17 protein-coding genes are annotated in these 16818 nt (G+C 68.9%); 11 read left to right on the forward strand and 6 right to left on the reverse strand.

The genetic code is table 11. From position 1 onward, the window contains the following. Positions 1–235: 235 nt before the first annotated feature. The 6 genes from NGR01S_RS21860 to NGR01S_RS21885 all read left to right on the forward strand — a co-directional run bounded on the left by NGR01S_RS21860 (position 236) and on the right by NGR01S_RS21885 (position 7289). Complete coding sequence (locus tag NGR01S_RS21860) at positions 236–844, forward strand: DUF8020 domain-containing protein (RefSeq protein ID WP_063039916.1); 609 nt, start codon at positions 236–238, stop codon at positions 842–844. Continuing rightward, positions 841–1569 (forward strand): LppU/SCO3897 family protein, encoded by a 729-nt coding sequence (locus NGR01S_RS21865; protein WP_063039757.1) that lies wholly within the window; start codon positions 841–843, stop codon positions 1567–1569. Before NGR01S_RS21860 ends, NGR01S_RS21865 begins: the two co-directional genes overlap by 4 nt. 85 nt (positions 1570–1654) lie before the next feature. Further along, complete coding sequence (locus NGR01S_RS21870) at positions 1655–3310, forward strand: alkaline phosphatase D family protein (RefSeq protein ID WP_084481566.1); 1656 nt, start codon at positions 1655–1657, stop codon at positions 3308–3310. 91 nt (positions 3311–3401) lie between these two features. Beyond that, a complete protein-coding gene (locus NGR01S_RS21875; RefSeq protein WP_063039760.1) occupies positions 3402–5189 on the forward strand; it encodes a GMC family oxidoreductase N-terminal domain-containing protein in 1788 nt (595 codons plus the stop codon). A gap of 243 nt (positions 5190–5432) precedes the next feature. After that, the gene (locus NGR01S_RS21880) at positions 5433–6803 is read left to right on the forward strand and encodes an MFS transporter (RefSeq protein ID WP_063039762.1); all 1371 of its coding nucleotides are present in this window, start codon (positions 5433–5435) and stop codon (positions 6801–6803) included. Between the two features lie 24 nt (positions 6804–6827). Next, on the forward strand, positions 6828–7289 hold the full coding sequence (locus NGR01S_RS21885) for a PaaI family thioesterase (protein ID WP_063039764.1): 462 nt from the start codon (positions 6828–6830) through the stop codon (positions 7287–7289). A gap of 75 nt (positions 7290–7364) precedes the next feature. Here the strand turns inward: NGR01S_RS21885 and NGR01S_RS21890 are convergent, their stop codons facing one another. Then, the gene (locus NGR01S_RS21890; protein ID WP_063039766.1) at positions 7365–7739 is read right to left on the reverse strand and encodes an Rv1352/Rv1906c domain-containing protein; all 375 of its coding nucleotides are present in this window, start codon (positions 7737–7739) and stop codon (positions 7365–7367) included. Positions 7740–8125: 386 nt separating this feature from the next. Here NGR01S_RS21890 and NGR01S_RS21895 point away from each other — a divergent pair, with 386 nt between their 5' ends. Next, positions 8126–9232, forward strand: a complete 1107-nt coding sequence (locus NGR01S_RS21895; protein ID WP_245664706.1) for a CobW family GTP-binding protein — start codon at positions 8126–8128, stop codon at positions 9230–9232. Here NGR01S_RS21895 and NGR01S_RS21900 read toward each other — a convergent pair. Genes NGR01S_RS21900 through NGR01S_RS21910 form a run of 3 tightly spaced genes read right to left on the reverse strand, consistent with a single transcriptional unit; the run spans position 9184 to position 11964 of the window. Beyond that, on the reverse strand, positions 9184–9654 hold the full coding sequence (locus tag NGR01S_RS21900; protein WP_084481567.1) for a molybdenum cofactor biosynthesis protein MoaE: 471 nt from the start codon (positions 9652–9654) through the stop codon (positions 9184–9186). The two genes, NGR01S_RS21895 and NGR01S_RS21900, sit on opposite strands and share 49 nt — an antisense overlap. Next, complete coding sequence (moaCB, locus tag NGR01S_RS21905) at positions 9647–10744, reverse strand: bifunctional molybdenum cofactor biosynthesis protein MoaC/MoaB (protein ID WP_084481587.1); 1098 nt, start codon at positions 10742–10744, stop codon at positions 9647–9649. Before moaCB ends, NGR01S_RS21900 begins: the two co-directional genes overlap by 8 nt. Further along, the gene (locus NGR01S_RS21910) at positions 10741–11964 is read right to left on the reverse strand and encodes a molybdopterin molybdotransferase MoeA (protein ID WP_063039768.1); all 1224 of its coding nucleotides are present in this window, start codon (positions 11962–11964) and stop codon (positions 10741–10743) included. The genes moaCB and NGR01S_RS21910 overlap by 4 nt, the downstream gene beginning before the upstream one ends. 135 nt (positions 11965–12099) lie before the next feature. On the opposite strand from NGR01S_RS21910, the gene moaA reads away from it, so the two are divergent. Both moaA and NGR01S_RS21920 read left to right on the forward strand, forming a co-directional pair. Next, the gene (gene moaA / locus NGR01S_RS21915) at positions 12100–13158 is read left to right on the forward strand and encodes a GTP 3',8-cyclase MoaA (protein ID WP_063039769.1); all 1059 of its coding nucleotides are present in this window, start codon (positions 12100–12102) and stop codon (positions 13156–13158) included. After that, positions 13151–13393 (forward strand): MoaD/ThiS family protein, encoded by a 243-nt coding sequence (locus NGR01S_RS21920; protein ID WP_063039771.1) that lies wholly within the window; start codon positions 13151–13153, stop codon positions 13391–13393. Before moaA ends, NGR01S_RS21920 begins: the two co-directional genes overlap by 8 nt. A 444-nt stretch (positions 13394–13837) precedes the next feature. Here the strand turns inward: NGR01S_RS21920 and nadE are convergent, their stop codons facing one another. Together nadE and NGR01S_RS21930 are read right to left on the reverse strand one after the other, a co-directional pair. Continuing rightward, positions 13838–14662 (reverse strand): NAD(+) synthase, encoded by an 825-nt coding sequence (gene nadE / locus NGR01S_RS21925; protein ID WP_063039773.1) that lies wholly within the window; start codon positions 14660–14662, stop codon positions 13838–13840. Positions 14663–14673: 11 nt separating this feature from the next. Further along, positions 14674–15279: a TetR/AcrR family transcriptional regulator gene (locus tag NGR01S_RS21930; RefSeq protein ID WP_063039922.1), complete on the reverse strand. Its 606-nt coding sequence runs from the start codon at positions 15277–15279 to the stop codon at positions 14674–14676. A 205-nt stretch (positions 15280–15484) separates the two neighbouring features. Here NGR01S_RS21930 and NGR01S_RS21935 point away from each other — a divergent pair, with 205 nt between their 5' ends. Then, complete coding sequence (locus tag NGR01S_RS21935; RefSeq protein WP_063039924.1) at positions 15485–16054, forward strand: NAD(P)H-dependent oxidoreductase; 570 nt, start codon at positions 15485–15487, stop codon at positions 16052–16054. Positions 16055–16587: 533 nt separating this feature from the next. Next, positions 16588–16818, forward strand: coding sequence for a glutaredoxin-like protein NrdH (gene nrdH / locus NGR01S_RS21940; RefSeq protein WP_030521995.1), 231 nt, complete (start codon positions 16588–16590; stop codon positions 16816–16818).

Below are 16818 nucleotides of genomic sequence, written 5' to 3' on the forward strand. Positions count from 1 at the left end.
CCGGGGCCGGTGCTGGTGCCACGGTGATATCGCAGAGTCGTATAACCGTTGACCGAGCCGAGTATCGCGGAATTCCCGCGGTACCGCGCGGTTATTGATCAGCAATTTAAAGGACGCATTTTCCGTTTAATTCTTGATATGCATTCGAACTCCGAATATCGGTATGGTCCTGTGCGCGAATGAAATCGCAGCCGCCCGGCCCAGGGTCGGTTCACGTGAGAAGGAATTGAACGCAATGAAGTTCGGCACTTTCGCCGCTACCGCACTTCTGTCCGTCGCCGCTGTAGGGATTTCCGCCGGCGTGGTGCACGCCGAGCCCGCGGCTCCGGCTCCGGAGATCAAGAGCGAGGGCGTCGACCAGGGCGTCGCCTACGAGACCAGCGTCGACCAGAAGACCCAGACGATCACCACCGAGGTCCACGACGGGCGGTTCGAACTGACGCCGGACGGCGCCAAGGCCGTACTCAAGGCCGTCAGCGGTGCCGTGGTGGCCGAAGTGCCGCTGCAGTACGAGATCTCCGGCAGTGAGATGGCGGTGGCCCACGAGATCAGCGCCGACGGGACCACTCTCGAGCTGACCCCGACGGTCACCGCCGAGAACATCGGCGAGATGCGGCCGGTCAGCTCGATGACCCGGCTGACCGCCGAGCTGCAGGAGAACGTCGTCGGTGTCGCGGCGGGCGCGGTACTCGGCGGTCTGCTCGGCGCGTTCGTCGGGCTCGGATTCTTCAGCATCATCACCGGTCCGATCGGTCTGGTCGTCGGTGCGGTGGCCGGCGGTTACATCACCGGTGGACAGCCGTTCGCCGACGCGGTGACCGCCGTGCTGCGCGGCGAACCGTGACCCAGCCGGGCCCGGACGAGGACGGCGGGCGTCCGCCGCTCTCACCGCAGGACAAACGCGCGCGGGTCGGCGCCACCGCCGCCGCGATCGCCATCGCGGCCGTGGTGACCTCGATCGTGCTGGGAATCGGTGTGGCCGCGCTGCTGGCCACCGCCGGCAGTGACGAGACGACCGAGGATCTCGCCGCGCCGGCGGCCGTCGAGACGACAGCCGGCACCGGCGTGACCCAGACCTCGCCCGCCCCGGTGGCCCCGCCGTCGGTGCTCGTGCCGTCGGCGACCGTCCCGCCTACCACCACCCCTTCCGCTGTCGGTATCGCGGGTTCGGCCAATAAAGAGGCCAAACAGGCCCCACCGAAGGTCGAGGTGGTGGCCGGGGAGTGCCTGAGCGCGCTCGGCGAGAAGGAGGTGGCCAAAGCCTCCTGCGGTAGCCCGGAATCCCGTTACAAGGTGGCCGCGGTCGGCCCGGCGGGGACCGCCTGTCCCTCGGACGCCGACTCCGCCCACACCATCGGCGAGACGACCCTGTGCCTCGATATCGACTGGGTCGTCGGCAGCTGTGTGGATGTCTCGGGCGACCAGCCGCAACGCACGGAATGTGGACCGGGCGGGGTGCAGGTGATCAGCATCCTGCCGGACACGGTGAACGTGAACGCGTGCCCGTCGGCCGACCGCGGGTTCGTCTACGACGAACGCCGGTTCGTGGTCTGCATCGGCGATCGATAGAACGGTCCGGTCGCCCGGTGACCGGACCGGGCGACCGGACTCCGTCGCGGCGCTTCCGGCGATCCGGGCCGGGTTAAGCTGATTCATGGCTCTGTCCCGACGGCGGTTACTGCAGGCAGGCACCGCCGGTGCGGCCGCGCTCCTGGCCGGCGCGGGTCTCGCGAGCAGCGCTCCGTACCGGGCGCCGCGATGGCTCGGCGATCCCTTCACCCTGGGCGTGGCGTCCGGGGATCCGCTGCCCGACGGGGTCGTACTGTGGACCCGGCTGGCGCCGGACCCGTTCGCGCCCGATGCGCTCGGCGGCACCGCCCGGGCGCCGGTCACCGTCGAGTACGAGGTCGCCGAGGACGAGCAGTTCCGCCGGATCGCCGCCCGCGGCAGCGCGCTCGCGACCCGGGAGCTGGCCCACAGTGTGCATCCGGAGGTCCGTGGACTGGCACCGGATCGCTGGTACTACTACCGGTTCCGCGCCGGTGCGGCGATCTCCCCGGTGGGCCGTACCCGCACCGCACCCGCCGCGGGTGCGCGGGTAGCGCGTTTGCGCTTTGCCTTCGCCTCCTGTCAGCACTGGAGTTCCGGCTACTACACCGCCTATCGGCATCTGTGCGACGAAGACCTCGAGTTCGTGGTGCATCTGGGCGATTACATTTACGAGAAGGAGTGGGCCCGCGGCCGCGCCGGGGTATCGATCCCGGAGACGCTGCGTGCGGAGGCCGCCGATCTCACCGGTTATCGGCTGCGGTACGCGCAGTACAAGGCCGAGCCCGAACTGCGGGCCGCACATGCCGCGTTCCCCTGGATCTGCACCTTCGACGATCACGAGATCGATAACAACTGGGCCGGTTTCGACCCGGGCACCGGGATCGATATCCACCTGTTGCCCGCCCTGTTCCGGCGGCGCCGCGCGGCCGCATTCCGGGCGATGTACGAGCATTTGCCGCTGCGGATCGAACAGCTACCCGCCGGCCCCTACGTTCGGATGCACCGTCGCTACGCCTTCGGTGATCTCGCCGATCTCACCATGCTCGACACGCGTCAGTACCGAACCTCGACGGCCTGCGGTGACGGCGGGAACCTGGTGGTCGACTGCCCGGATCGCTTCGCGGCGGACCGCACGATCCTGGGCGCGCCGCAACGCGATTGGCTGATCGACGGACTGACGCGCTCCCCGGCCCGCTGGCAGATCCTGGGCAATCAGGTCGCGATGGCGCAGTCCGATTACGACCCGGGCCCGGTGGTCGCGGTGGGCACCGACGCCTGGGATGGTTATGTCGCCGACCGCGATGCGGTACTCGCGGCGGCGGCGGCGCGCGGGCGCGGAAACCTGGTGGTGCTCACCGGCGACCGGCACGAGAACTATGTGGTCGATCTGCGCGGGAACTACCGCGACTCGCACTCCCCGGTGGTGGCCACCGAGTTCACCGGGACCTCCATCACCACCGGGCGTGACGGCGCCGACCTCCCGCCGCGGGGCCGCACGCTGCTGGCCGCCAATCCCGATATGAAGTTCTTCAACGGCCAGCGGGGTTATGTGCGGGTGGAGGTCGATGAGCGGTTGTGGCGCAGCGAGTACCGGGTGGTGCCCTATGTCGGCCGGCCCGGGGCGCCGATCCGCACTCGGGCGGCCTATGTCGTGGAACACGGCAGACCGGGCGCGCAGGCCGCCTGGGATCCCGGGGCCGCCGTGCCGCCCGACGCAACGCTTTCCGGCCCGGCGCCGGCGGCCGGAGCCGGACGGTGAACCAACCGCTCGGACAGGTTGGCCGAAAGTGTCGATTTCGTGTCCGCGGGTATGTTCCCACGACGGTGATCCAGGCCATAGTCTCGGAAAGATGTCCAGTTCCGCAACGAGCACCGGCACCGGCGCCGGGCCCGGCCAGACCTTCGACTACGACGTCCTCGTCATCGGCTCCGGATTCGGGGGCAGCGTCAGCGCCCTGCGGTTGACCGAGAAGGGATACCGGGTCGGCGTCCTCGAGGCCGGCCGCCGCTTCGCCGACGACGAATTCGCCAAGACATCCTGGCGTGCCAGGCAGTACCTGTGGGCGCCATATCTCGGCTGCTTCGGTATCCAGCGGCTCGCGCTGCTGAAGAACACCCTCATCATGGCCGGGGCGGGAGTCGGCGGCGGGTCCCTGGTCTATGCCAACACCCTCTACGAGCCGCCGGAGAAGTTCTTCCGCGACGGCCAGTGGGCGGGGATCACGGACTGGAAAGACGAACTCTCGCCCTACTACGACCAGGCCAAACGCATGCTGGGCGTGACCACGAATCCGGCGACCACGCCGACCGATCGGGTCTTCCTAGAGGTCGCCGAGGAACTGGGCGTCGCCGATTCCTATCAGCGGACGCCGGTCGGCGTCTTCTTCGGCGGTCCCGGAAGCCGGCCCGGCGAAGACGTGCCGGATCCGTATTTCGGTGGCGCCGGGCCCACGCGCCGCACCTGCACCCACTGCGGCGAATGTATGACGGGCTGCCGCCACAACGCCAAGAACACCCTGGTCAAGAACTATCTGTACCTGGCCGAGCAGGCCGGTGCCACGGTGCACGCGCTGCGCACCGTCACCGATGTGGAACCGCTGCCCGGTGGCGGCTACACGGTGGCCACGGTGACGACCGGGCGCTGGCTGCGCAAGAAACGCACCACCTTCACCGCCGAGCAGGTGATCTTCTCCGCGGCCTCCCTGGGCACCCAGCGGCTGCTGCACAAACTGCGCGATTCCGGGTCGCTGCCCGATATCTCCGGACGACTGGGGTTCCTGTCCCGGACCAATTCCGAGGAACTGCTCGCGATCCGCAGCCGGGACAAGAGCAGCGATTTCACCAAGGGCGTGGCCATCACCTCCTCGATCCACCCCGATCCCGACACCCATATCGAACCGGTGCGCTACGGCAAGGGCAGCAATGTCATCTCGCTGATGGGCAGTGTCATGGTCGACGAGGAGCCGGGTGTGTCCAAACGCCGGCTGTGGTTGCGCGAGATCTGGCGCAACCGCCGCGACCTGCCACACCTGCACAACCCGCGGGGCTGGTCGGAGCAGATGATCGGCCTGCTGGTGATGCAGTCGGTGGACAATTCGATCACGACCTACACCAAACGCGGGCTGTTCGGCCGCAAGATGACCACCCGGCAGGGTGAGGGCGCCCCGAACCCGACCTGGATCCCGGCCGGGCACGAAGTGGGCCGCCGGGTCGCCGACAAGATCGACGGTATCGCCGGCGGTGCCACCAGCAGCGTGTTCAATATTCCGATGACCGGCCATTTCATCGGCGGCTGTGTGATCGGGGAGAGCGCCGAGACCGGTGTGGTGGACCCCTACCAGCGGCTCTACGGTTATCCAGGGCTGCACGTGATCGACGGATCGACCATTTCGGCCAACCTCGGCGTCAACCCCTCTCTCACCATTACCGCCCAGTCCGAACGCGCGGTGGCGATGTGGCCGAACAAGGGCGAGACGGATCCGCGGCCGCCGCTCGGCGCGCCCTACCGGCGGCTCGCCCCGGTCGCCCCGGTGTCCCCGGTAGTGCCGGAGTCGGCGCCCGCGGCGCTGCGGCTGCCGCTGGTAGAGGTGAATCACCGCCCCGATCCCGCCGCCGTCGGCGGGGAGGAGTCCCACTGAGCGGCCGGGGAAACCGGCCCGGGGCGAAGGCGTCGCAGGCGTGTCCGGGGCCGGTTTTCCCGCAGGTGTGAGCGTCTTCACATACGCTGGCGAGTAGCTGATGAGAGGTGCCCGGTGACGCGGGTCCGGGGCTGCGGGCGTTTACCCAGGAAAAATCCCGGGTAACGGATTGAGGTCGATACTCGCCGTAACCCGGTCGCCGGCGAGCGCGACGTCATGGGTCGGCCGGGCCGACACGGACGCATGCGCCGGAGAGGACTGACCGTGACGGACCAGCAGCCGCAACCAGCACAGGTCGAACCACCACAACTCAAGAGGTCGGTGGCGGCCTCGGCAATGGGCAATGCCACCGAATGGTTCGACTACGGCGTCTACGCCGCCACCGCCACCTACCTGACGGACGCATTCTTTCCGGGGGAACTCGGCACCCTCGGCACCATGCTCGGCTTCGCCGTCTCCTTCGTTCTGCGGCCGGTCGGCGGCATGGTCTGGGGTCCGCTGGGCGACCGGGTGGGGCGCAAAGTGGTGCTGGCCACCACCATCCTGCTCATGGCGGCGGCCACCGGCCTGATCGGTGTGCTGCCGACCCACGGCCAGGTCGGGGTGCTCGCCCCCATCCTGCTGATCCTGCTCCGCGTGGTGCAGGGTTTCTCGACCGGCGGTGAGTACGGTGGCGCGGCCACCTACCTGGCCGAATGCGCGAGCGATAAGAAGCGCGGCTTCTTCGGCAGCTTCCTGGAGTTCGGCACGCTCGGCGGTTTCGTCGGCGGTTCCGCGGTCGTACTGCTGTGCCAGCTGATCCTCGGTTCGGACGCCATGCACGATTGGGGTTGGCGGATCCCGTTCCTGATCGCCGTCCCGCTGGGCGCCATCGGCTGGTACCTGCGCACCAAGCTCGACGAATCGCCGGTGTTCACCGAGGTCAACGAACAGGAGCATCCCGAGGGCGGGCTCCGGGTGCTGCTCACCACCTACCGGCGCGAGCTGCTGACCCTGTCGGGCCTGGTGATCGCGCTGAACGTCGCGAACTACACGCTGCTCACCTACCAGCCGACCTATCTGCAGAACACCATCGGTCTCGGTGAGTCCACCACCACCGCCATGATGCTCATCGGCCAGGTGGCGATGATGGCGTGCGTCCCCTTCTTCGGCCGGTTGTCCGACCGCACCGGGCGGCGGCCACTGTGGTTGTTCTCGCTGGTCGGGCTGGCGGTGTTGGCCGTGCCGATGTACTGGCTGATGGGTGTGGGCACCGGCTGGGCGATCGTGGGCTTCGTGGTACTGGGCCTGCTGTACGTCCCGCAGCTGTCCACCATCAGCGCGACCTTCCCGGCGATCTTCCCGACCCACGTGCGGTATGCCGGGTTCGCCCTGGCCTACAACGTGTCCACGGCCGCGTTCGGCGGTACCGCCCCGCTGGTGAACGAGGCGGTGATCGAAGCCACCGGATGGAGTCTGTTCCCCGCCCTCTACATGGTGGCCGCCGCGCTGATCGGTCTCGTGGCATGGTACTTCCTGCGGGAGACCGCGGGAACGTCGCTGCGCGGCACCGAAGTGCCCGATGCCGCCGAACCCGAGCCGCCGACCCCGGAAGAAAAACCAATCGTCGCGTGACCCATCGGAAGGGCCGACCCTGTTATGAGTGAAGTCCGCAACCCGCCCATCGCCGAGGTCGTGAACTCGGCGCTGGAACAGACCATCCCGGTGGCGCACCGGATGGGGGTGCACGCCGAGGAGGTGCGCCGCGGGTACGCCGCGGCCACGGTGCCCGTGGAGGGCAACGGCAACCATTTCGGTGTCATGTACGCCGGGGTGCTGTTCACCGTCGGCGAGATCCTGGGCGGGGCCATCGCGGTGGCCAGTTTCGACACCACGCAGTTCTACCCGCTGGTGAAGGATCTGCGAATCGTGTTCCGGAAACCGGCGACCACGGCGGTTCGCGCCCAGGCCACCCTGGACGACGCCGAGATCGAACGGATCGCGACCGAGGCCGCTGCCAACGGTAAGGCGGATTTCACGCTGCGCGCGGTGCTCAGCGATACCGACGGTGTGGTCGTCGCCGAAATGGAAGGGTTGTACCAGCTGCGCGCCCATCGGTGACGGGCCGCCGTGGCGGCTCCGGCCCGGCTATTCCGTCGCGGGGGAGCCGGGCCCCGGTCGGTGGTGGGGTCAGCGTCAGCGTCCGGACGAACCGGTCGGCGCCGGCGCGGGCGGGACCATCCGCCAGGCTCCGCAGTTCTCGGTCTTGAAACCCGCGTCGGCCGGTTTCACCGTGACCCGGATCGGGCCCAGCTTCGTGTAGTTGTTCTCGATGATGTAGCTCATATCCGTGTTGTCCCCCTCGATCAACCGCAGCCGTCGCCAGTCGCAGCTGCGGTCGGGATCGGCGGGCCCGGCCGATTCCCACGTTCCGGGCCGGATATCGACGCCGACCCGGTAGACGCCGTCGTGCGCTATGTGATCCGCGGGCTCGGCCGCCGCGATACCGCCGCCCAGCACGGTCGCCGCCGACAACACCGCACCGGCGATCAGAAACGTGCCTGCACGCATTCGTTCTCCTCCGTATTTCTTTGTTTCTCGATACAGTGAGATCCTCCCGATCTCCCCGGCACGTCTACCAGAGTCGGCGCTACCGATCTCGGAGAATCGAGATATTTCCGGAGAATCGCGAAAAGTGCCTCGGGGTCTGGAACCGAGCGGCCCGGTACCGGTCGTCGGCAGCTGCGCCGCCCCTGCCGCGTCGCCGGGCGCAGGTCACCCACCCGCCCACCGCGCGTCCGTCCAACGATCTTCCCCGGGTCACCTGCCACCGGCTCTCGATGTACGCGGTGGAGGCTATGCCGTCGAGAGCCGACACCGGCCGGTGGCGATGCTCTGTGCCGAGTCTCACGAGGCCCATACCCCTCGCGCCGAAGGCGCGCCAATACTATTGCCCGGTGGCTGAGCGTATACCCGTGGTGATCGTGGCCGGATTCCTCGGCGCCGGAAAGACCACCTTGCTCAACGACCTGTTGCGCAACAACCGGGGCACCCGGATCGGGGTGGTGGTCAACGATTTCGGTGCCGTCAGTATCGACGCGATGCTGGTGGCCGGTCAGGTCGACGCCATGGTGTCGCTGGGCAACGGCTGTGTGTGCTGTGCGGTGGACGTCTCCGAACTCGACGAGCTGTTCACCCGGTTGACCGATCCCCGTGCCGGTATCGATGTGATCGTGGTGGAGGCCAGCGGTCTGGCCGAACCACGCAATCTGGTGCGCATGGTGGTGGGCAGCGAGAACTCCCGGATCCGTTACGGCGGGCTGCTCGAAGTGGTGGACGCGGGGGAGTTCGCTGGGAGCCGGGCACGGCATCCGGAACTGGCGAGTCATCTGCGCCTGGCGGATCTGGTGGTGGTGAACAAGGCCGACCGGGTCGGCGCGGCGCAACTGGACGAGTTGCGCGCCGAGATCACGGAACTGACCGGGGGCGCACCGGTGTACGCGACCACGCGCGGGCGGGTCGATCCGGGACTGCTGTTCGATCCGCGCCGTCGCGGCGAACCCCGCATCGGCGAGCAGTTGAGTCTCGACGAACTGCTGCGCGAGGAGCACCCGCACGACGAGCACGACGATGATCACCGGCATCTACACGACGATTACACCAGCGTGGTGTTCACCGAGACCGCGGCGCTGCATCCGCGCCGGTTGATCGAGTTCCTGGAGAAACCGCCCGCCGGACTGTTCCGGGCGAAAGGTTTCGTCACCTTCGCCGCGCCGGGACCCCGCCGTTTCCTCCTGCACCTGGTCGGCCGCGCGATCACGCTGGAACCGGTCGATCGGGCCACCCGCGGCACCGGAGCGGAACTGGTGCTCATCGGCACCGGTCTGGATACCGACACGGTACTGGGACGATTGCGCGCGACCGTGTACGGCGGACCCGAAAGCCTGGACGACCAGGAGATGCTCGCGGTCTGGCGCTACGTACCCGATATCGCGCGGGAGGCGGCCGACGACGACTACCCGCAGGCGTTGACCCATTCGGAGAGCCCGTCGGCGAACAGCTGACGTTTCCAGATCGGCACTTCGTGTTTGATCCGGTCCACCAGCGTCGAGCATGCCGCGAAGGCCGCGGCTCGATGCGGCGCGGCCACCGCCGTCACGATCGCCAGATCACCCACCACCAGATCGCCGACGCGGTGTACGGCCGCCACCGGCAGACCGCTCGATTCGGCGACCGAGGCGCAGCATTCGCGCAGAAAACGGATCGCTTCCGGATGCGCCGAGTACTCCAGCGCCGAAACCTCCCGGCCGCCGTCGTGATCGCGGACCACGCCGGTGAACAGCACCACCGCCCCGTGGTACGGACCGCGGACGGCGGCGTCGACCGCCGTGGGATCCAGGGCGTGGTCACTGATCTCGGCGAGCCGTACTCCGCCGACCGCCGCGCGGTGTTCGCGGCCGGGGGTTCCGGTGGACAGGTCAGGCATGTGCGCTCTCGTTCCCGATACTCTTCTCCCGCAGCGCGTCGTATTTCGCCCGCGCACTGTCGTTCTCGTGCGCACCGCCGCCGGCCACCTGCGCGAGCAGATGGGTGAGCAGCGGTTCCAGCACCGCGATACCGTCTTTCACCCCGCCCGGGGAACCGGGCAGATTCACCACCACCGAACGGCCGGCCAGACCCGCGACGCCTCGGCTGAGCGCCGCGAGCGGGAATTTCGCCGTGCCGCGTTGCCGGATCGCCTCGGCGACCCCGGGCAGCTCCCGGTCCAGCAGGGCCGCGGTCGCCTCCGGGGTGTGGTCGGTGGGGGAGGCGCCGGTACCGCCGGTGGTCACCACCAGGTCGGGGGCGGTGTGCAGCGCGTCGGCCAGGCCGTCGGCGATCTCGGCGTCGGCGTAGACGAGGGGGCCGCGCACGGTGTATCCGCGATCGCGCAGCCAGGACACCAGCCGTGGTCCGGTGGTGTCGGTCCGGGTTCCGGCCGCCACGCCGGTGGAGGCCACCAGCACCACCGCGGTGCCGCTGATATCGCTTCGGGGAGTGGCCGCATGCGTTTCCGCTTCGGAGTGCGGCACCGGATGCGGGGTGGTGCCGGTCGCGGCCGGTGACTGCGCGCGGGTCCAGTGACCATGTTTCCCGCCCTCTTTGCGGATCAGGCGAACGCCGTTCAGCTCCGCCGCCGGGTCGACCGCTTTCACCATGTCGTGCAGGGTGAGGCCGGCCACGGCCACCGCCGTCAACGCTTCCATCTCCACCCCGGTGGGCCCGGTGGTCTTGGCGGTGGCCTCGATGGTGATGGTGGAGTCGGTGAAACCGAATTCGACCTTCACCGAGGACAGCGCGAGCTGATGGCACAGCGGAATGAGTTCCGCGGTTTTCTTGGCACCGGCGATCCCGGCCAGCCGGGCGGTCGCGAGCACATCGGCCTTCGGCATATCGTCGGCGCGCACCAACGCCACCACCTCCGCGGTGGTGCGCAGTTCCCCACCCGCGACGGCGATCCGCGCGGTATCGGCCTTGGCGCTCACATCCACCATGCGGGCCCGGCCTTCGGCATCCACATGTGACAACTCGCTCATAACGTCCACACTCGCACAGTCGCGCCCGGCGCGAGTTCGGTCACCGCGGCCGGGATATCGATCAGCACGTCGGCCGCCGCCATACTCGCGACGAGATGGGAACCGGGTCCGGAAACCACCTCCACGGCGTGCGGCCGCGTTCCGTTGCGGACCAGCCGCCCGCGCAGGAACTGGCGGCGGCCCTCGGGCGAGCGGCGCACCGCGCCCAGCAGCGGGAGTTCGTACTCGGGTACCGGGTCCAGCCCGGAGAGGTGCCGCAGGATGGGCCGGGCCAGCACCTCGAACGACACCACCGCGCTCACCGGGTTCCCCGGGAAACTCAGCACCGGCACCCCGTCGACGACCGTGCGGCCCTGGGGGCCGCCCGGTTGCATGGCCACCGAGCCGAACTCGCCGCCGAGCGGGATGAGGACCTCCCGGACGACCTCGAAATCACCCTTGGACACTCCGCCTGTGGTGATCACCAGATCGGCGGCGGCGGTCGCGGAACGGAGCAGTTGCCGGAACTCCGCGGGTTCGTCACCGCAGTGCTCGACACCGGCCACCGCGACACCGTTGGCGGTGAGCGCGGCCGCCAGCGCGATTCCGTTGGAGTTGTAGATCTGCCCCGGCCGCAGCTCGGTTCCGGCGGGCACCAATTCGCTCCCGGTGCTGATGACAACGGCCCGCAGCGGTGCGAACACCGGGACCCGGCCCACACCCGCCGCGGCCAGCGCCGCGATATGCCGCGGCGCGAGCACGGTCGCGGCCGGGACCAGTTCGGCACCCGCGCGGATATCGCTGCCCGGCTCTCGGACGAATTCGCCGGCCGAGCGGCCACGGGTGATCCGCACCGAATGCTCGTCGGCGGTCGTATCCTCCACCGGAACCACGCAGTCGGCGCCGGCCGGTAGCGGCGCCCCGGTCATCACCTTGCGCGCGGTCTCCGGGGCCAGTGCTTCGTGGCCGGGATCACCGGCGGCGATCACCCCGGTGAGTGGCAGGGTCACCGGGGTGATCGCGACATCCTGTGCGCGCACGGCGTAGCCGTCCATGGCGGAATTACGGAAAACGGGCAGATCGATCGGCGCGTGCTGATCCTGCGCGAGCCGGCGTCCGAGCGCCTCGGCGATCGGGGCGTACTCCACCGGCCGGGCGGCCAGCGGCCGCAACAGCTGTTCGATGGTGTCGCGGTAGTCGTCGGCCGACCGGACCGGACGACTGGCGGGCCGAGAAATCATAGGCCCAGCCTAGTGGCGCCGGCCGGCCGATCGCCGCCCGTCGGGGCCGGCGACGACGCGCGGGCCGGGCACCCGATATCGGCCGATACTGCCGAGGCTCGATATCGAGATGGACCCGGCGTACATAATGGAGGCGTGACGCTGGTCGAAATGGGGATCCCCACCGTGCGGTCCGGGCGCCCCTCTTTCGATGGACGTCCGGAAACGCCGCTGCTGGTGGATCGATTCGGCCGGACCGCGCGGGATCTGCGGGTGTCCATCACGGAGAAGTGCTCGCTGCGCTGCACCTACTGCATGCCCGAGGAAGGGCTGCCGGCCATTCCGCCCGCGGAATTGCTGACGGCCGCCGAGATCGTGCGCCTGGTCACGCTCGCCGTCCGCGATCTGGGTGTGCGTGAGGTGCGGTTTACCGGCGGTGAACCGCTGATGCGCCGCGATCTGGAGGAGATCGTGGCTGGCTGTCACGCGGCGGTCCCGGAGGTGCCCCTGGCCATGACCTCCAACGGTATCGGCCTACGGCATCGCGCGGCCGGGCTGGCCGCCGCCGGATTGAGCCGGGTCAATATCTCCCTGGACACCGTGGACCGGGCCGACTTCGCCCGGTTGACCCGCCGCGACCGGCTGGATTCGGCGCTGTCGGGTATTCGTGCCGCCGGCGCGGCCGGGCTGGCGCCGGTGAAGGTGAACGCGGTCCTGATGCGGCAGACCCTGCACGGTGCCACGGACCTGCTGCGCTGGTGCCTGGACGAAGGGTGCGAACTGCGGTTCATCGAGGAGATGCCGCTGGACGCCGACCACGAATGGGCGCGAGCCAATATGGTGACCGCCGCCGAACTGCTGGACGTGCTGGGCGCCCGGTTCCGGCTCACCGCGGGCGGTCGCGACGATCCGGCCGCGCCCGCGGAGACCTGGCTGGTCGACGGAGGTCCCGCGACCGTGGGCATCATCGCCTCGGTGACCCGGAAATTCTGCGACACCTGTGACCGCACCCGGCTGACCGCCGACGGTATGCTGCGGTCCTGCCTGTTCAGTGACCAGGAGTTCGATCTGCGTGCGAGTCTGCGCGCCGGGGCGAGCGATGCGGAACTCGCGCAGCTGTGGCGCGGCGCGATGTGGCAGAAATGGGCGGGTCACGGTATCGATGCCGAGGGTTTCGTGCCCCCGGAACGCACGATGGGAGCAATAGGTGGTTGAGGTCCGCTACTTCGCCGCCGTGGCCGACGCGGTCGGCAAGGACACCGAGACCCTGGACCTGCCCCCCGGCGCGACGATCGCCGACCTGCGTGCCCGGCTCACCGAGACCTACGGTCCGGACCTGGGCAAGATGCTGGGTGTCTGCGCGTATCTGATCGGCGACGAACTCACCCGGGACAGTGGCACCACGCTGACGCGGCGGGTCGATGTCATGCCCCCCTTCGCCGGCGGCTGATCCGGCGCGGTTCGAGCAGCGCTACCGGGGTGATCGCCGGGCTCGGGTCCCGCAGCCGCCTTCGGCCCACGATTCATGCCACGGCAGGATGCTTCTGTGGAGGCCTCCACGCCGATGAGTTCCCCACCCGGGCCGCAGAAACAACCGGCCACTGCACAGGCAGGCGAAAGGAGTCGTGCAGCCCGCCCGCCCGCTGGTGTCATGGTTGCTTCGGTATTCGACCGGGGGCAACCGGACGAGGCGGGATCTGTCGTCGCCGCCCGGTCGATCCGCGGGGCGAGAAACAGCCATGAGAAAAGTCGCACTACGGCCGAGGGGACCGCGCCGTGGACAGGTCCGGCTCGGCGCGGCGTGTCATGTACCGGGCGTACCGCTCCGCTACGTTGCGACCGATCGTGCCCGCGGACCGCTCGACTCGGCGGCCGTGGTGTGCAACCACCGCGCTCAGCGCCACCATTCGTCGAGCGGGGTCACCGGGACCGTGCGCTTGTGCCGGGTGGTGCGGTAGATGGTCTCGATGCGCTTGGCGACCTCGTCGGTGACATCCCTGCCCTCGAGGTAGTCGTCGATCTCGCTGTAGCGCAGGCCGAGCGCTTCCTCGTCGGGCAGTGCCGGGCGGTCGTCCTCCAGATCCGCGGTCGGCACCTTGGACGACAGGCGGGCGGGTGCGCCCAGTTCCTCGAGCAGCGCGGCACCCTGCCGTTTGGTCAGACCGGTCAGCGGGGTCACGTCCACGCCGCCGTCGCCGTATTTGGTGAAGAACCCGGTGACCGCTTCGGCGGCGTGATCGGTACCGATCACCAGCAGATTCTCCTGGCCGGCGATGGCGTACTGGATCACCATGCGCTCGCGGGCCTTGATGTTGCCGCGCACGAAATCTCGTAGTTTGCCGACCTCGAGGGCCGAAGCCACCTCTGCCGCCACGGCATTGGCGCCCGGCCGGACGTTCACCACCACCGAGTCGTCGGGCGCGACGAAGGTCATGGCGACGCGGGCGTCGGCTTCGTCGGATTGCACGCCGTAGGGTAGCCGCACCGCGACGAATCGGACCTCGTGACCTTCGGCGCGCAGTTCCTCGGTGGCCAGCTGGCACAGCCGTCCGGCGAGGGCGCTGTCCTGGCCGCCGCTGATGCCGAGCACGAAACCTTTTGCCGGTGTGGCGCGCAGATAGTCCTTCAGGAAATCGACGCGGCGCCGAACCTCGTCCTTCGGCTCGATGTTCGGCAGCACACCCAGTTCGGAGATGATCTGTTCACGCAGGCTTCCCATGCCGGATCACTCTACTGCTCGGTGGAAACGGCCACGCGCCGAACAAGGGCTTCCCAGTTGTCGCCGATCTGCTCGCGCGTGTAACCGAGTGTGCGGAGTTGGTGCAGTACGAGCGCGGCGCCGAGCGCGGCCAGCAGGGTGTCGGCCAGCAGTGCGGGATCGCCGGGGCCGCCCGCATCGCGCAGCAGCATCGCCACATGGGTTTTCAGTACGAGGTAGGGCCGGCTGCTGAAATGGTCCTCGGAGGAGCCGAGTTCGGCCGCGCGATACAGTTCGCCCGCCACCTCGAGGTCCAGCAGCCGGGCCCGCCCGAACGCGACGAGTCGCTCCACCGGTGGCGCGCCCGGCCCCAGCGGCGGCGGGCCGAAGATGAACGCCTCCTGCGCCTGGGTCTCGGAGTGGTCCAGCAGCGCGTACATCAGGCCGGTCCGGTTGCCGAAGCGCCGGAACACCGTGCCCTTGCCGACGCCGGCCCGTTTGGCGAGCGCGTCCATGGTGAGGGCGTCCACGCCGTGGTCGCGGACGAGTTCCTGTGCGGCGTCGAGCAGCCGGCGCCGGTTGCGCGCGGCATCGGCGCGTTCGGCCGGTTCGGCGGTACCGGGGAGTTCGGGCCCCACCCCTTGCGGCCGGCCCCGTAGCGCGAGCGGTTCGGCCGGCGCCGGGGTTCGGCGCGGGCCACCCGGGGTTTCGGATCCGGCGGAATCCGGACTGAGTGTGTCGTAGTTCACGGCGCTGTGCGTCCCTCCGGAGGAATGTAGCGGACCGCGGTCCGGTTAACCTGGGCAGTGCGATCGTCACACAACTAGTACCGCAGGAGTGAACATGAGCCAGACCCGTATCGTCGCCCTCGTAGGCAGCCTTCGTGGCGCCTCGGTCAGCCGGCGGATCGCCGAGGCGGCGGCCTCCACCGCGCCCGCGGGCGCCGAGGTCTCGATCTACGAAGGTATCGGTGATATCCCCTTCTACAACGAGGATATCGATATCGCGGGTTCGGTACCGGCCGCTGCCCAGGCGCTGCGCGATGCGGTCGCGGCGAGCGACGGTCTGCTGTTGGTCACCCCGGAATATAACGGCACCCTGCCGGCGGTGCTGAAGAATGCGATCGATTGGCTGTCCCGGCCCTACGGTGCGGGCGCGATCGGCGGCAAGCCGGTGGCCGTGCTCAGCGGTTCGATCAGCCCCAATGCCGCCCGGTGGGCGCACGCCGACGCGGTCAAGTCCGTGGGCATCGCCGGCGGGAAGATCGTCGAGGAAGCGCATCTGCACTACGCCACATGGGGTGAGCGCTTCGCCGCCGGCCATCCGCGTGAGGATGCCGAGGTGCAGCGCGAGCTGGCCGAGTCGATGCAGGTTCTGGTCACCGCCGCCAGCGGGGAGCTCGTCTCCGCCTGATCTCCGCGCATCGCGAGGGCCGCTCCGTCCGATGGCGGAGCGGCCCTCGCGTTTCCGGTCGGTCGGTTTCCTACGGGACCGGAGGGCCTGCTGGGGCCCGGAGCGGCTGGTGTTACAGGCGTAACCTCCTGCGTTTGCTGAAAGAGAACTGGCCCGGATGATTTGTGATCTGGACCACGGCGAATACGGCGTGTCGAGTTGCTGTCCTGCGGCTTACAGCGGTGAAATCACATGGTTGTGACTCGCAACATCTCGTGTTGTTTCTTTCTGTCGGCCACTAGGTGTAGTGTCATCGATGCCTGGAGGCGGCGGCGCGATCGGCCCGCCGACACCGGGTGGAACCGGCCCGGACGTGGCGTTTCAGGGTCGGTCCTCGGAGTTTGCGCAGATCATCCGATCGTGCCGACACACCGCACAACACAGACGGGTCACCGGCTGGATCAGGTATGCGGTGAGCTCGGCCCGGAGGGCGGCGGACCGTCACCACGAAGGACCGCGAACACCGCACATAGGCACAGGAGAGAGGGACTCGAATGATCACCGTGTACACCAAGCCCGCTTGCGTGCAGTGCAACGCCACCTACAAGGCCCTCGACAAGGCCGGGGTGGAATACCAGGTCGTCGATATCTCCACCGATGCCGACGCGCGCGACTACGTGATGGCCCTCGGCTACCTGCAGGCCCCCGTCGTCGTCTCCGGTGACGAACACTGGTCCGGTTTCCGGCCCGACCGCATCAAGGCGCTGGCCACCGTAGCCGCCTGA

The organism is Nocardia grenadensis NBRC 108939 (assembly GCF_001613445.1).
In the GTDB taxonomy this organism is placed as follows: domain Bacteria; phylum Actinomycetota; class Actinomycetes; order Mycobacteriales; family Mycobacteriaceae; genus Nocardia; species Nocardia grenadensis.

Bases quoted from the DNA above. Each gene is read 5' to 3' on its own strand.
- NGR01S_RS21910 (WP_063039768.1), bottom strand. From the start codon at position 11,964: ATGATTTCTCGGCCCGCCAGTCGTCCGGTCCGGTCGGCCGACGACTAC.
- NGR01S_RS21890 (WP_063039766.1), bottom strand. From the start codon at position 7,739: ATGCGTGCAGGCACGTTTCTGATCGCCGGTGCGGTGTTGTCGGCGGCG.
- NGR01S_RS21935 (WP_063039924.1), top strand. From the start codon at position 15,485: ATGAGCCAGACCCGTATCGTCGCCCTCGTAGGCAGCCTTCGTGGCGCC.
- NGR01S_RS21860 (WP_063039916.1), top strand. From the start codon at position 236: ATGAAGTTCGGCACTTTCGCCGCTACCGCACTTCTGTCCGTCGCCGCT.
- NGR01S_RS21870 (WP_084481566.1), top strand. From the start codon at position 1,655: ATGGCTCTGTCCCGACGGCGGTTACTGCAGGCAGGCACCGCCGGTGCG.
- NGR01S_RS21880 (WP_063039762.1), top strand. From the start codon at position 5,433: ATGCGCCGGAGAGGACTGACCGTGACGGACCAGCAGCCGCAACCAGCA.
- NGR01S_RS21900 (WP_084481567.1), bottom strand. From the start codon at position 9,654: ATGCCTGACCTGTCCACCGGAACCCCCGGCCGCGAACACCGCGCGGCG.
- moaCB (WP_084481587.1), bottom strand. From the start codon at position 10,744: ATGAGCGAGTTGTCACATGTGGATGCCGAAGGCCGGGCCCGCATGGTG.
- NGR01S_RS21885 (WP_063039764.1), top strand. From the start codon at position 6,828: ATGAGTGAAGTCCGCAACCCGCCCATCGCCGAGGTCGTGAACTCGGCG.
- nadE (WP_063039773.1), bottom strand. From the start codon at position 14,662: ATGGGAAGCCTGCGTGAACAGATCATCTCCGAACTGGGTGTGCTGCCG.
- nrdH (WP_030521995.1), top strand. From the start codon at position 16,588: ATGATCACCGTGTACACCAAGCCCGCTTGCGTGCAGTGCAACGCCACC.
- NGR01S_RS21875 (WP_063039760.1), top strand. From the start codon at position 3,402: ATGTCCAGTTCCGCAACGAGCACCGGCACCGGCGCCGGGCCCGGCCAG.